Consider the following 12,752-nt stretch of genomic DNA (forward strand, 5'->3'; position numbering starts at 1 on the left):
ATCCTGGGCGGATGCCCACGCGCTATGTCGGCCTCGATCTGGCCGCCCAGGATCGTCGCACCGGGCTCGCGGTGCTGCGCGAGCAGGATCCGGTCTCCGGCGTGCTCGTGCTCGAGGAGGCGAGCACCGGGGCGGACGATGCCCTCATCGCGCAGAGGGTGCGCGACGCGGGGAAGGTCGGGGTCGATGTGCCGGTCGGCTGGCCGCGAGGTTTCGTCGAGCTGCTCGCCGCCCAGGCGACCGGGACCCTCTCGCCACCCGGGTCGACCGGGGACGAGTGGCGTCGAGGACTGGCGATGCGGGAGACCGACCGTGCCGTCCACGCCCGCACGGGACTGACTCCGCTGAGCGTCTCCACGGACCGCATCGCCCATCCCGCGCTGCGCTGGGCGGGGATCGAGGCGCGGCTGCGGGTGGAGGGGGTCGACGTCGCCCGCGACGGGACCGGGCGGATCTGCGAGGTGTATCCCGCGGCGGCGCTGCGGCGGTGGGGTCTGCCGCACCGCGGCTACAAGGGCACAGGCGGGCGCGCGGCGCGCCGCGGACTGGTCGAGGCGCTCGGCGGGCGGTTCCCCGGCCTGGACTGGGCCGGCCACGACGCCGCCTGCGTGGAGGTGGACGACGTCCTGGACGCGGTGATCGCCGCGCTGATCGCCCGGGAGGTCGCCCGCGGCCGTGCCCTCCCGCCGCCGGACCCGCTGCGGGAGACCGCCCTGGTCGAGGGGTGGATCTGGCTGCCCGCGTAGCAGGCGCCGCCGCTCAGTCCGCCTCGGGCAGGTCCTCCTCGCTCAGCCTCGGCTCGACCCGCCGCTCGGGGGCGTAGCCGGCCTTGTCGGCGAAGAAGGCGCGGATGCGGTCCATGTCGGCGCGCACGTCCCCGGTGACCTCCATGATCGGGCCGAGTCCGCTGGTCATGGTGGTGCGGTCCACGTAGCCGAGGGTGAGCGGGAGCCCCGTCGCGCGCGCGATCCGGTAGAAGCCGGACTTCCAGTGCGTGTGCTCCCCGCGCGTGCCGTCCGGGGTGATGACCAGCCCGAACACCGTGCCGGTGCGGACCAGGGCGATGACCTCGTCGACCACCTTGGCGGGGTCGCGGCGAGCCACCGGGATGCCGCCGAGCGTTCGCATCACCGGTCCCTTCCAGCCGGTGAACAGGTCGTGCTTGCCCAGCCAGCGCAGCTTGATCCGCAGCCGCCAGGCGATCCCCAGCATGAGCACGAAGTCCCAGTTGGAAGTGTGCGGGGCGCCGATGAAGAGCGTGGGCCGGTCCGGGACGCGCTCGACGACGAGCCTCCAGGGCGACACCGCCCAGAACAGGCGTGCGATGAGCTGACGGATCATGGTGCGAGGGTATGCGCTGACCGGGGCACGGACGGGCGAATGCCCGTGTCCGGGCTGATCGGTCTGCGAGCGAAGGTCCCGCCGTGCGGTCGGGGCCCGGCCCACAGGGCTCGCCTGCCGCTCATTCGCCCCGCGGCGGCCTGCGGGTCTGCTTGAGGTCGGCGCGGCGACGCTTGGCGGCGAGGCGTCGGCGGCGGGAGCCGGCCGTCGGCCGGGTCGCCCGACGCGGCACCTCCGGGGCGACAGCCTCGCGCAGCAGCGCGGCGAGCCGCTCGCGCGCCGCCCGACGGTTCCGGTGCTGCGAGCGCTGTTCGGAGGCGGTGACGGTGAGGACCCTGCCGGCGGTGCGGGTCGCGAGACGTTCGAGCACGCGGGCACGCTGGACCTCGTCCAGGGCCGAGGTGGCGGCGAGGTCCAGGCTCAGCTGCACCCGCGAGTCGGCGGTGTTCACTCCCTGACCGCCCGGCCCGGAGGCATGGGAGAACTGCTCGACCAGCTCCGCGGCGGGGATGCGCAGGCCGTGGGGTGCGCCCGGTCCGGGATCCACTTGCAGGTCTTCCATGTCCCCAGTGTGCCGCGCCGAGGGTCTGGCCGTCGGGCCGCGGACGGGGCACGATGGGGCCATGGCTGATCCGAAGCAGACCCTGACCCCCGAGCAGATCGCCGACGCCGGGCTCACCGGCTGGCACCAGGAGGGCGAAGCCCTCACCGCACGCTTCGACACCGGCGACTTCGCGACCGGGCTCGCGTTCGTGAACCGTGTCGGCGTCTCCGCCGAGGCGGCGAACCATCATCCCGACATCCTCCTGACCTATCCCGAGGTCACCGTGACCCTCTCGAGCCACGACGTGGGCGGGGTGACCTCCCGCGACCTCGCACTCGCCGGCACCGTCAGCACCCATGCCGAGGAGCTCGGGATCCGCCCTGCGGAGGGCTGAGATCCGTACGCGCGCGCAGGAGGGCCATCGGGGCGCGCCCGAACTCCCGGCCGCCGCGTCAGGGCGTCCATGAGATCCCGCGAGACAGGACTTCGGGCCCTGGAGCGCTCGGGGCGCCGGAACTAAGGTCGACGCATGATCGAGAATTCGAAGCTCACCGTCATCGGGGCCGGCGCCGTCGGCTCCAGCGTCGCCTACGCCTCGCTCATCCGCGGCTCCGCCCGCCACGTCGCCCTGTACGACATCGACGCCGCGAAGACCGAGGCCGAGGTGCTCGACCTCGCCCACGGCACCCTGTTCACCCGTGCCAGCGACATCATCGGTGGCTCCGACATCGGCGTGGTCGAGGGCTCCCATGTCGTGGTGATCACCGCCGGCGCCAAGCAGAAGCCCGGACAGACCCGCATCGAGCTCGCGGCGACCAACGCGAAGATCGTCGGGGACATCATGCGCCGCACCCTCGAGGTCGCACCGAACGCGGTCTTCGTGATCGTCACGAACCCCTGCGACGTCCTCACCATGCTCGCCCACGAAGCCTCCGGACTGCCGGCCGAAAGGGTGTTCGCCTCCGGCACCGTGCTGGACACCTCGCGCCTGCGCTGGGAGATCGCGCGACGCACCGGGGTGGCGCCCACCTCCGTCCACGCCCAGATCGTCGGCGAGCACGGCGACACCGAATTCCCGTTGTGGTCCGCCGCCCGCATCCACTCCGTGCCGATCCTCGAGTGGCGGGCGGAGGACGGCGCACAGCGGTTCACGCTCGAGGAGCTCGACCGGATCGCCGTGGACGTGCGGGACGCCGCCTACAAGGTGATCCAGGGCAAGGGGGCGACGAACTACGCGATCGGCCTGTCCAGCGCGCGCATCGTCGAGGCGATCCTCAAGGACGAGAACGCGGTGCTGAACGTCTCCACCGTGCTCGAGGACTTCCACGGCATCGATGGGGTGGCCCTGTCCGTGCCGAGCATCGTCGGCTCGTTCGGCGCCCGACCGATCCGCGAGACGCCGTTCGACGCGCCGGAGCTCGAGAAGCTGCGCTCCAGCGCCGATGCGCTCGAAGCCGTCGCCGCCAGCCTGCGCGGCTGACGCACCAGGCTCGGGAGGTCGCGCGGGCCTCCCCGGGAGCCTCAGAGTCGAGGCCCCCGACATCCCCGGGATGTCGGGGGCCTCGTCCCTGACCGCGTCACCGCCGGAGCGCCCGCTCCGGCACGACCTCGGAGACCTCTCATGTGGACCCAGACCCTCGACCCGCTCGACAACCTCCTGCTCTCGGCCCTCGCGGCCGCCCTCCCCATCTTCGTCTTCCTCCTGCTGATGGTGGTGCTGAAGCTCTCCGGGGTGCTCTCGGGCCTGATCGCCCTGGCCGTCGAGGTGCTCGTCGCGCTGATCGCCTACGGCATGCCCGCCACCGCAGTCGCCGGCGCCGGGCTCTCGGGGCTGCTCACGGCACTCTGGCCGATCGCGTACATCATCGTGATGGCTGTGTGGCTGTACCGCCTGGCGGTGCTCTCGGGCCGTTTCGACATCATCCGCGACTCGATCGGCGCGGTCTCGGCCGACCAGCGCATCCAGGTGCTGCTGATCAGCTTCGCCTTCGGGGCCTTCCTCGAGGGCGTCGCAGGGTTCGGGGTGCCGATCGCGATCTGCGCGGCGCTGCTGGTGCAGCTCGGCTTCGCCCCGATGCGCGCGGCGGTGCTCTCCCTGATCGCGAACGTCGGAGCGGGCGCCTACGGCGCGATCGGCATCCCCGTGCTGGTGGGCGCTCAGGTGACCGGGATGGAGGTGATGGACCTCTCCCGCATGATGGTGGTGATCCTGCAGCCGCTGACCCTGGTGGTGCCCTTCCTGCTGGTCGTGGTCATGGACGGGGTGCGTGGACTGCGGGAGACCTTCCCGATGACCCTGGTGGTCTCGCTCGCGTTCAGCGGCGTGCAGGCCGGGGTGCTGTGGTTCATCGGCCCGGAGCTCGCCGACATCGGTGCGGGCCTGGCGGGGATGGTCGCCGTGTTCGCCGTCGCCCGAGCCTGGGCCCCGGAGCGGATCCACCGCGAGGACGACGCACCGGTGCCCGTGCTGCGCGCCCACAGCTTCAACGAGGTGGTCGTGGCATGGAGCCCCTTCTACATCCTCTCGGCGTTCATCCTGCTGTGGTCCCTGCCCCCGGTGGAGAAGCTGTTCACCACCGGCGCGCTCGGCGGAACCACCATTGCGGTCCCGCTGCCGGGGCTGACCGGTCACATCGCCACGGCCGACGGGACGGTGGTCGAGACGACCTGGACCCTTTCGCTGCTCGGTGCCACCGGCACCGCGATCCTGCTGGCCGTGATCGTCTCCTTCCTCACCACCCCGCAGGTGACCCTGCGGGAGGTGCTCGGCGAGCTGGTGGGGACGGTGCGGAGCCTGGGCATGGCGATCGTTCTGATCGCGGTGATCCTGATGCTCGCGAACATCGCCAACCACTCCGGTGGCTCCTCCACGATGGGCTACGCCCTGGCGGCCGTCGGCCCGGTGTTCCCGCTGCTCGCCCCGGTGATCGGATGGATCGGCGTGTTCCTCACCGGCTCGGTGGTCAACAACAACACGCTGTTCGGACCGCTGCAGACCGCGACCGCGGGCAACATCGGGGTGGACCCGTCGCTGCTCGTGGCCGCCAACACCGCCGGCGGCACCACCGCCAAGGTGATCTCGCCGCAGTCGATCGCGATCGCGGCCGGCGCGGTGGGACTGTCAGGGCGCGAGGGCGAGATCACCCGCAAAGCGATCGCCCCCAGCCTCGGCATGCTCGTGGTGATCTGCGTCTGGAGCCTGCTGCTGTCGATCCTCCTCTGACGCCGGGGAGCGCCTGCCACGGGTGCGGGAGCGCCCGACGGGGACCGAGCCCCGTGGAGCGGACCACGACATCGCCCTCCGGGCGGAGGATGCGCAGCATCGGTCGTTGCGGATCGAGCACCGTCCCGGAGGCGATGTCGGGCCGTGCCTCGATGAGAGCGCGACGGCTGCTGTCGCATTCGAGCCACTCGCCGCAGGCATAGGTCATGTCCTGGGCAAAGCGCATGGGTGGTCCGTCCGAGGAGATGCGGCCCGGAACTCGGGGTGGGCAGGTGCGGCGAGGGCAAGGGCGCGCAGCGCGATCAGCGCTCGAGACCGAGGACGACCTCGAGGCCGTCGACGCGCAGGGCAGCTGACTCACGCGTGGACGGGCGCCGTGGCGTCCTCGCGCACTGCCGCGGCGATCCCTGCGTGCACGGCGATCAGCACCAGCTGGTACACGGCGGTCTGGTAGCCGAACCGGTCCTCGAAGGGGATGACGTCCTGGGCGTCGAGCCGCGCGCGGTCGTAGACGACCGTGCCGGTCCCGGTGAGCTTCTGCCCGAACCCGTCCCAGTCGTCGCTGCGCGTGACCGCGGCCTGGACCAACGGCACCACGGCGATGTGCTGGGACCCGTCGGCCGCCTCGACCAGGGTGTCCAAGTAGTCGGCGAAGTAGGCGCCGGTGGTGTAGAACTTCCGGCCCGTCACCTCGGCGTGCTCGCCCTCGACCGCGACCTTCGTGCCCTGGGAGCCTCGCTCCACGGAGCCGATCTCCGACCAGGCGTTCCCGATCACCGCCCCGTCGGCGATCCGTCGCAGCCATCGCTGCCGGAATTCGGCGTGCGGTGTGATCAGGAGGTCCTCGACGAAGGCGATGTGCCCGCGCCAGATCTGGGGCAGGTTCGGGTCCGCGGCGGCGAGGTCCACCAGCAGCGAGGCCAGCTGCCCGAAAGTGGCGCCCAGGCCGCCCGCCTCGACCGGCAGCCGCACGGTCCCGAAGCCGGCCTCGGCCAGGGCACGCACCGCGGCGTGGGGGAGGAGCCTGCCGCGTTCGCGCTCCAGGGCGCCCTCGGCGATCGACTCGATGACGGGGGCGAAGCGGGAGCGGAGCTCGGCGAGCGTGGTCATAGGTGTCCTTCTGTCGATCCTCACGGTTGGTGATGACCGACCCTAGGGGCCGCTCGTCCGCCGGGCCAGGGTGGCCGACGCACGCCGTCATACGGCGACGTCGATGGCCAGGACGGACGGACGGGCCAACGGGCCGACGGGCCGACGGGCCGACGGGTGCGAGAATGCCGGGATGACCGCCACCCTCGTCGCCCATGACCTCGCAGGAGGGTACGGCCACCGCGTCCTCTTCGACGGCCTCGACCTCACCGTCGCCCCCGGGGACGTGATCGGCGTGGTCGGCGCGAACGGCGCCGGGAAGTCGACGCTGCTGCGCCTCCTCGCAGGAGCCGCCGCCCCGCAGCAGGGCGGACTGTCCCTCTCCCCGTCGGACGCCTTCGTGGGCTGGCTCCCGCAGGAGCACGAGCGGACCCCCGGGGAGAGCGTCGCCGGGTACGTCGCCCGACGCACGGGCTGCGCCCGGGCCACCGCCGACCTGGATGCCGCCGCCACCGCCCTCGAGCACGACGCCCCGCCCGGCGGCCCCGACCCGTCCGACGTCTACGCCGCGGCGCTGGACCGCTGGCTCGCCAGCGGCGCGGCCGACCTCGAGGAGCGCCTGCCCGTCGTGCTCGCCGATCTCGGCCTGCCGATCGGCCCGGGAGAGGCGGAGCAGGTAGCGATGACCTCCCTCTCCGGCGGCCAGGCCGCCCGGGTGGGACTCGCCGCGCTGCTGCTCTCCCGCTTCGACCTGGTGCTGCTGGACGAGCCCACCAACGACCTCGACCTCGACGGCCTCGACCGGCTCGAGGCCTTCGTCCAAGGCCTCCGCGGCGGGGTGGTGCTGGTCAGCCACGACCGCGAGTTCCTCGCCCGCTGCGTCACCGAGGTGCTCGAGCTGGACCTCGCCCAGCACTCCCACCGTCTCTACGGCGGCGGCTACGAGGCCTATCTCGAGGAGCGCTCCACGGTGCGACGCCATGCCCGCGAGCGCTACGAGGAGTTCGCGCAGAAGAAGGCCGACCTCGTCGACCGCGCCCGCACCCAGCGCGAATGGTCCAGCCAGGGCGTCCGCAACGCGATGCGCAAGGCGCCGGACAACGACCGGATCCGCCGACGCGCCCAGACCGAGTCCAGCGAGAAGCAGGCGCGCAAGGTGCGGCAGATGGAGAGCCGGATCGCGCGGCTCGAGGAGGTCGAGGAGCCGCGCAAGGAGTGGCAGCTCCAGTTCACGATCGGGGCCGCGCCCCGCTCCGGCAGCGTCGTCGCCACCCTCGCGGGCGCCGCGGTGCACCGGGGCGCCTTCACGCTGGGGCCGCTCTCCCTCCAGGTCGACGCCGGTGACCGCATCGGCATCACCGGCCCCAACGGCGCCGGGAAGTCGACCCTGCTGCAGCTGCTGCTGGGCAGGATCGAGCCCGACGAGGGCGCGGCCTCGCTCGGCGCGAACGTGCGGATCGGCGAGATCGACCAGGCGCGCTCCCTGCTGGCCGACGAGGCGCCGCTGGCCGACGCGGCGGGGGCGCTGCTGCCGGAGATGACCCCGGCGGACGTGCGCACCCTGCTGGCGAAGTTCGGCCTGCGCGCGGACCACGTGGGTCGGCCCTGCGCCGAGCTGTCCCCGGGCGAGCGGACCCGTGCGGCGCTCGCCCTGCTCCAGGCGCGCGGCGTGAACCTGCTGGTGCTCGACGAGCCGACCAACCACCTGGATCTGCCCGCCATCGAGCAGCTCGAGCAGGCGCTCGAGAGCTACACGGGAACGCTGCTGCTGGTCACGCACGACCGGCGCATGCTCGAGACCGTGCGCATCGACCGACGGTGGCAGGTGGAGGGCGGCGCGGTCACCGAGCTCTGAGTCCCCGTCAGCCCGCGAGCGGGCAGGGATCGAGCACGTCGAGCGCGATCCGCGCCGCCTCATCGGGGGAGGAGGCCTCGTGCAGCACCGGCTCGGCGGCGCCCGCGACACCCACCAGCCAGGTCGCGCCGCCCTCCTCGTCGAGCCGGGCCACGATCACCGCACCGCGCTCCACGCGCGGGATCCGCAGCAGCGGACGCTCCGGGTCCAGGTGCAGGACGCCGTCGAGCTCGGGACGCTCCGCGAGGAGGGCGCGGCGGATCTGCTCGCGCTCGAGCCAGTCGCCGAAGGCGACCGCGAGGGCACGGGTGAACTGCATGGAGGGTCCTTCCTCGGAAGCCAGGATCCGCTCGGGCGCTCAGGGCCCGACGGGGAACAGCTCGACCGCCTGGAATGCGGTCTCCCGGAAATTGTCGGACAGCGGTCCGACAGATGGGAGTGACCGAGGCGTACTCCTCACGGGAATCCGGCGCTCTGAGACGCGTCTCACGCGCCCCGGGGCCAGCCTCGAGGCTCAGCAGGCGATGTCGTCCTCGACGAGCCCTTTGAAGCGGCTGCGATGGAACACCATCGCCTCGGCGGTCGGGGAGCTGTCGATCGAGAGGACCTCGAGCAGCGCGAGGTCGTGATCACCCGCGCGCACCTCGTCGTGGACCCGCACCGTCATCCAGGCGGGGGCGCCCTGCAGCACCAGCGCGCCGTGCTCGTCGGTCTTCACGTCCAGGCCCTCGAAGCGGCGCTCCCGGTCCGGGCCCGCGAGCTGGCGCATGACACCGCGCTGGCGATCGCCGAGCACGGTGATCCCGAGATGTCCGTGCTCGCGCAGCAGCGGCCAGGTGCGCGAGCTGTGCTGCACCGCGACGGAGACCAGCGGCGGCTCGAGGGAGACCCCGACCGTGAAGGTCGAGGCGACGAGTCCGTGGCGCACGCCGTCGATCTCTGCGGCGACCAGCACCACTCCCTGCGGGAAGTGGGAGAAGGCCTCACGGAGCGCGGAATCGGTCAGCATGCTCTGACTCTAGGACGCGTGCCGCGCCCGCGCACGGCCGGGCCCACGTCCTGGGACCCGACCGTCATGCGGCGTCATAGTGGCAGGTCAGCGAGGTGGGTCAGCCCTCCGAGATCGCCTCGCCCATCGCGCTGATCTGGAAGCTCGCCCCCTCGGGATCCGCGATGGTGGTGATCCGTCCGAAGGGCGAGTCGATCGGACCGTCGAGCACGCTCCCGCCGAGCTCCCGCACCCTCGCGAGCGCCTGCTCGGTCCTCTCGACGCCGAAGTAGACGCGCCATCCCATGGCCTCCTCGGGCATCATCCCCGCCGCATCGCAGAGGCCCCAGCTCGCGCTCTCTCCGGAGCCGTTGGTCGCGTAGCGGAAGCCGTCCCCGTCCTCGTCCATCCCCTCGCCCATCGGCACCAGCTCGGCGTCGAACACCGCGGTGTAGAAGGCGGCGGCGTCGTCGTAGCGGTGGGTCATCAGCTCGAACCAGACGGGGGAGCCGGGTCTCCCGGTGAACTCGTAGCCCTCGAGCTGCTTCGGCTGCCACATCCCGATGGGGGCGCCGACGGAGTCGAGGACCACGGCCATGCGGCCGGAGTCGCCGATGTCATCGGCGGGGACGACGACGCCGCCGCCCGCCTCGCGGGCCCTGGCGACGCGGGCGTCGACGTCGTCGACGGTGAGGTAGACGCCCCACTCGGACGGCAGGGGGCTGCCCTCGGGGCAGGTCATCCCCGCCACGGACATCGCGCCGCCGACGAGCTTCCCGTCGTTGCGGAGGATCCGATAGCCGCCGAACTCCTCCCCGAGGCCCTCGACCTCCCAGCCGAACAGACCGCAGTAGAAGGGCATCACGGCGGAGAGGTCCTGCGCGGAGAGATCGAGCCAGGTGGTGGTGCCGGTGCTGCGGGTCATGGTTCCTCCTGTGGTCGTGGTCCTCGCGGCGGACGCGGCCGGTCCGGCCGGGGCTCCCACGCTAGGCCGAGGGCGGGGCGGAGGTGCGTCCGATCATGCGCAGTCCGCGCCGCCGCGGCGCCGCGGGATCAGGCGGGGCGCAGCGCCGGCAGCGCGGAGAGCATCGGCACGCTCCCGCCCGCCCCGGAGGTCCCGAAGCGGAGCGTGACCTCCCCGGTCCCGGTCAGCGGCGCAGGGTGCGCCGCGACCATCGGCGCCCGCGGTGCGAGCAGGTCCAGCGGATCGGCGTGCGGCGGCACCGCGAAGGCGAGCAGAAAGGGGGCGCCCGCGCACAGGGGGAGGACGACGTGGTCGACACCCGTGACCAGCACGCCCGAGGCCGGCAGGCCGATCGGCGCGGGCTGCGGATACCAGCCCACCCAGATCGAAGGATCGCCGCGCCGATCCGCGCCCTCGGGGAGCTCCAGCACCGCCCGCACTGCCCGGGCGCCCAGCGGGTGCGGGCGCAGCATCGTGAAGGGGCGCGGGGGAGCATCGGCGACCGTCTGCGCGAGACGGCGCAGCTGCCCCGGGGTGACGCCGACGGTGCTGCGGAACCGGCGGCCGAAGCTCGACACGGAGTCGAAGCCCACCTCGCAGGCCACGTCGATGACCGCGGCGTCGTCCGCCAGCAGCAGCTCCTTCGACCGTCCGACGCGCAGGGCGATCAGGTACTGGCCGGGGCCGATCCCGAGCTGCGCGCTGAACAGCCGCGAGAAGTGGAAAGGGCTGTAGCCGGCCGCATCGGCGAGATCGGCGACCCGCAGCGAGGGCGCCCGATCCCGGGCGAGCTCCACCACGGAGGCCAGCGCGGCCTCCGGCAGGGGAGTCGTGAGCGGCGTCACCCTCGAGAGTCTACGGCGGCGGCCCGTCGGACGGCCTGGCCGACGGGAGCTCGTTCATCGGACCTGCGGCGACGCGGACGGCCGGGGAGGCGGCGACCCCGCCGACCGGGACGGGTCGACGGGGTCGCGGGGGAGGGGGCGCCGAGCGGTGAGCCGGAGGGCCGGGATCAGCGCTCGGGGCCGGGGACCTCGGCCGGCTTCGAGTTGCGCAGGAAGAACGCCCCGACGAGGCCCAGCGCGGCGATCCCGGCGGAGACGTCGAACGCGACGTCGACGCCGTGGATCTGGCCCTCGACCCCGTGCTCGGCCGGGTCCAGCGCGGCGACCGTCATCACGGTGACCAGCACGGCAGTGCCGACCGAGGCGGCGATCTGGCGCAGGGTGTTGTTCACGGCGGCGCCGTGCGGGATCAGGCGCTGCGGCAGCTGGTTCAGCGCCGCCGTGGTGACCGGCATGATCACCATCGCAGTGCCCAGCATCCGCACCGCGTTGACGATCGCGATGTAGGCGAAGGAGGTCTCCGGGGTGAGCCGTGCCAGCATCAGGCTCATCGACGCCAGCAGCGCGAAGCCGACGATCGCGAGCACCCGGGCTCCGAAGCGGTCGAAGATCCGGCCCGTCACCGGGGACATGACGCCCATGACGACCGCGCCCGGCAGCAGCACCATCCCCGACTCCATCGCGGAGAAGTCGCTCATGTTCTGCATGAACAGCGGGATCATCAGCATGCCGCCGATCATCGCCATGAACACCAGCATGCCCAGCACGGTGCCGAGGGTGAACATCGGAGTGCGCAGGACCCGCAGCTGCAGCAGCGGCTCCTCGATCCGCAGCTGACGCCGCACGAACCACACCAGCGCGACCACCCCGACGGCCAGCGGCGCGGTCACCTGCGCGCTCGCCCAGCCGGAGGTGCCCGCCGCGGAGAATCCGAACAGCAGGCCGCCGAAGCCGAAGGTCGACAGGATCAGGGAGAGCACATCGAGGCGGGGATCGGTCTGCTCGGTGACGTTGCGCAGCGTGAGATGGGCGAAGACCAGCGCGCCGAGCGTGATCGGCAGCATCATCACGAACAGCACCCGCCAGGACCAGTGGTCCACGATGAAGCCCGACAGCGTCGGGCCGATCGCCGGGGCGAAGGAGATCACGAGGCCGAAGGTGCCCATCGCCGTGCCGCGACGATCGATCGGGAAGATCGCGAAGAGGATCGTCTGCATCAGCGGCATGATCATGCCGCCGCTGGCGGCCTGCACCACGCGGCCCACCAGGAGCACCGCGTACACCGGCGCGACCGCGCAGATGAGCGTGCCCAGCGCGAAGATGCCCATCGCCGCGAAGAACATCGTGCGGGTGGAGAACTTCTGGATCAGGAACGCCGTCGCGGGGATCATGATCCCGTTGACCAGCATGAACAGCGTGGTCACCCACTGGGCGGCATTCGCGGTGATATCGAAGTCCGCCATGAACGCCGGCAGCGCAGTGTTCAGCAGTGTCTGGTTGAGGATGATGACGAAGGCGCCGGCGAGCAGCACCGCCATCACGATGTTCGGGTTCACACGCGCCGGGGCCGCGCCCTCGGAGCCTGCCGTCCTGCCGTCCGTCTCGCCGCTCACGGCGGGCACCTCTCTCGTCCGGGTCGCCACCTGGCCCCTCTCTGCTCGTCCCCGCTCGACGCGGTCGGCGGTCTCGACCGCCTCCAGCACAGTAGGTCGAAATTTGCACTGAGTGCAAGGTCTGGGGAGGGAGGTGCATGCCTCATCCGGCCGCGCTCATCGCTCGATGGAGCGGTGGCCTCCCTCCCTCCTCGTGCGCGTCGACGAGCCGATCGCCTCCCTCGCTCCCGGGTGCTTCGCCCGACGAGCACCTGCCCTCGCCGAGGCCGTCGGTAGGTGGGCCGCGTCAT

Annotated in this window: 13 protein-coding genes; 5 read left to right on the forward strand and 8 right to left on the reverse strand. The window is 72.3% G+C overall.

Annotated elements, in window-relative coordinates:
- The first annotated feature begins 11 nt into the window (after positions 1-11).
- A complete protein-coding gene (locus RBL05_RS15095; RefSeq protein ID WP_308738784.1) occupies positions 12-746 on the forward strand; it encodes a DUF429 domain-containing protein in 735 nt (244 codons plus the stop codon).
- A 13-nt stretch (positions 747-759) separates the two neighbouring features.
- On the opposite strand, the gene RBL05_RS15100 is transcribed toward RBL05_RS15095, so the two are convergent.
- Both RBL05_RS15100 and arfB read right to left on the reverse strand, forming a co-directional pair.
- Positions 760-1,341 carry a 1-acyl-sn-glycerol-3-phosphate acyltransferase gene (locus RBL05_RS15100; protein ID WP_308738783.1) on the reverse strand — a complete coding sequence of 194 codons (582 nt, stop codon included), beginning with the start codon at positions 1,339-1,341 and terminating at the stop codon, positions 760-762.
- A gap of 121 nt (positions 1,342-1,462) precedes the next feature.
- Entirely contained in the window at positions 1,463-1,903 is a 441-nt protein-coding gene (arfB, locus tag RBL05_RS15105; RefSeq protein WP_308738782.1) for an alternative ribosome rescue aminoacyl-tRNA hydrolase ArfB, read from the reverse strand.
- A 61-nt stretch (positions 1,904-1,964) separates the two neighbouring features.
- Here arfB and RBL05_RS15110 point away from each other — a divergent pair, with 61 nt between their 5' ends.
- From RBL05_RS15110 to RBL05_RS15120, 3 genes are all read left to right on the forward strand, one after another.
- On the forward strand, positions 1,965-2,279 hold the full coding sequence (locus RBL05_RS15110; RefSeq protein WP_308738781.1) for a 4a-hydroxytetrahydrobiopterin dehydratase: 315 nt from the start codon (positions 1,965-1,967) through the stop codon (positions 2,277-2,279).
- 135 nt (positions 2,280-2,414) lie between these two features.
- Entirely contained in the window at positions 2,415-3,365 is a 951-nt protein-coding gene (locus RBL05_RS15115; RefSeq protein ID WP_010550211.1) for an L-lactate dehydrogenase, read from the forward strand.
- A gap of 141 nt (positions 3,366-3,506) precedes the next feature.
- Positions 3,507-5,108, forward strand: coding sequence for an L-lactate permease (locus RBL05_RS15120; RefSeq protein WP_308738780.1), 1,602 nt, complete (start codon positions 3,507-3,509; stop codon positions 5,106-5,108).
- Positions 5,109-5,465: 357 nt separating this feature from the next.
- Here the strand turns inward: RBL05_RS15120 and RBL05_RS15125 are convergent, their stop codons facing one another.
- Positions 5,466-6,218, reverse strand: coding sequence for an acyl-CoA dehydrogenase family protein (locus RBL05_RS15125; RefSeq protein ID WP_308738779.1), 753 nt, complete (start codon positions 6,216-6,218; stop codon positions 5,466-5,468).
- A gap of 172 nt (positions 6,219-6,390) precedes the next feature.
- Here RBL05_RS15125 and RBL05_RS15130 point away from each other — a divergent pair, with 172 nt between their 5' ends.
- A complete protein-coding gene (locus RBL05_RS15130) occupies positions 6,391-8,052 on the forward strand; it encodes an ABC-F family ATP-binding cassette domain-containing protein (RefSeq protein ID WP_308738778.1) in 1,662 nt (553 codons plus the stop codon).
- Positions 8,053-8,059: 7 nt separating this feature from the next.
- Here RBL05_RS15130 and RBL05_RS15135 read toward each other — a convergent pair whose 3' ends face one another.
- The 5 genes from RBL05_RS15135 to RBL05_RS15155 all read right to left on the reverse strand — a co-directional run bounded on the left by RBL05_RS15135 (position 8,060) and on the right by RBL05_RS15155 (position 12,462).
- The gene (locus RBL05_RS15135) at positions 8,060-8,371 is read right to left on the reverse strand and encodes a hypothetical protein (protein ID WP_308738777.1); all 312 of its coding nucleotides are present in this window, start codon (positions 8,369-8,371) and stop codon (positions 8,060-8,062) included.
- A 195-nt stretch (positions 8,372-8,566) separates the two neighbouring features.
- Positions 8,567-9,061 carry a flavin reductase family protein gene (locus RBL05_RS15140; protein ID WP_308738776.1) on the reverse strand — a complete coding sequence of 165 codons (495 nt, stop codon included), beginning with the start codon at positions 9,059-9,061 and terminating at the stop codon, positions 8,567-8,569.
- 100 nt (positions 9,062-9,161) lie between these two features.
- A complete protein-coding gene (locus tag RBL05_RS15145; RefSeq protein WP_308738775.1) occupies positions 9,162-9,965 on the reverse strand; it encodes a VOC family protein in 804 nt (267 codons plus the stop codon).
- A gap of 128 nt (positions 9,966-10,093) precedes the next feature.
- The gene (locus RBL05_RS15150) at positions 10,094-10,849 is read right to left on the reverse strand and encodes a helix-turn-helix transcriptional regulator (RefSeq protein ID WP_308738774.1); all 756 of its coding nucleotides are present in this window, start codon (positions 10,847-10,849) and stop codon (positions 10,094-10,096) included.
- Positions 10,850-11,016: 167 nt separating this feature from the next.
- A complete protein-coding gene (locus RBL05_RS15155; protein ID WP_308738773.1) occupies positions 11,017-12,462 on the reverse strand; it encodes an MDR family MFS transporter in 1,446 nt (481 codons plus the stop codon).
- Between the last annotated feature and the right edge of the window lie 290 nt (positions 12,463-12,752).

The sequence above is a fragment of the Brachybacterium sp. GU-2 genome (assembly GCF_030866705.2).
Taxonomy (GTDB): Bacteria; Actinomycetota; Actinomycetes; order Actinomycetales; family Dermabacteraceae; genus Brachybacterium; species Brachybacterium conglomeratum.

Coding starts and splice junctions, on each gene's coding strand:
- RBL05_RS15130 (WP_308738778.1), top strand. CDS start 6,391: ATGACCGCCACCCTCGTCGCCCATGACCTCGCAGGAGGGTACGGCCAC.
- RBL05_RS15125 (WP_308738779.1), bottom strand. CDS start 6,218: ATGACCACGCTCGCCGAGCTCCGCTCCCGCTTCGCCCCCGTCATCGAG.
- RBL05_RS15120 (WP_308738780.1), top strand. CDS start 3,507: ATGTGGACCCAGACCCTCGACCCGCTCGACAACCTCCTGCTCTCGGCC.
- arfB (WP_308738782.1), bottom strand. CDS start 1,903: ATGGAAGACCTGCAAGTGGATCCCGGACCGGGCGCACCCCACGGCCTG.
- RBL05_RS15115 (WP_010550211.1), top strand. CDS start 2,415: ATGATCGAGAATTCGAAGCTCACCGTCATCGGGGCCGGCGCCGTCGGC.
- RBL05_RS15135 (WP_308738777.1), bottom strand. CDS start 8,371: ATGCAGTTCACCCGTGCCCTCGCGGTCGCCTTCGGCGACTGGCTCGAG.
- RBL05_RS15110 (WP_308738781.1), top strand. CDS start 1,965: ATGGCTGATCCGAAGCAGACCCTGACCCCCGAGCAGATCGCCGACGCC.
- RBL05_RS15145 (WP_308738775.1), bottom strand. CDS start 9,965: ATGACCCGCAGCACCGGCACCACCACCTGGCTCGATCTCTCCGCGCAG.
- RBL05_RS15095 (WP_308738784.1), top strand. CDS start 12: ATGCCCACGCGCTATGTCGGCCTCGATCTGGCCGCCCAGGATCGTCGC.
- RBL05_RS15100 (WP_308738783.1), bottom strand. CDS start 1,341: ATGATCCGTCAGCTCATCGCACGCCTGTTCTGGGCGGTGTCGCCCTGG.
- RBL05_RS15140 (WP_308738776.1), bottom strand. CDS start 9,061: ATGCTGACCGATTCCGCGCTCCGTGAGGCCTTCTCCCACTTCCCGCAG.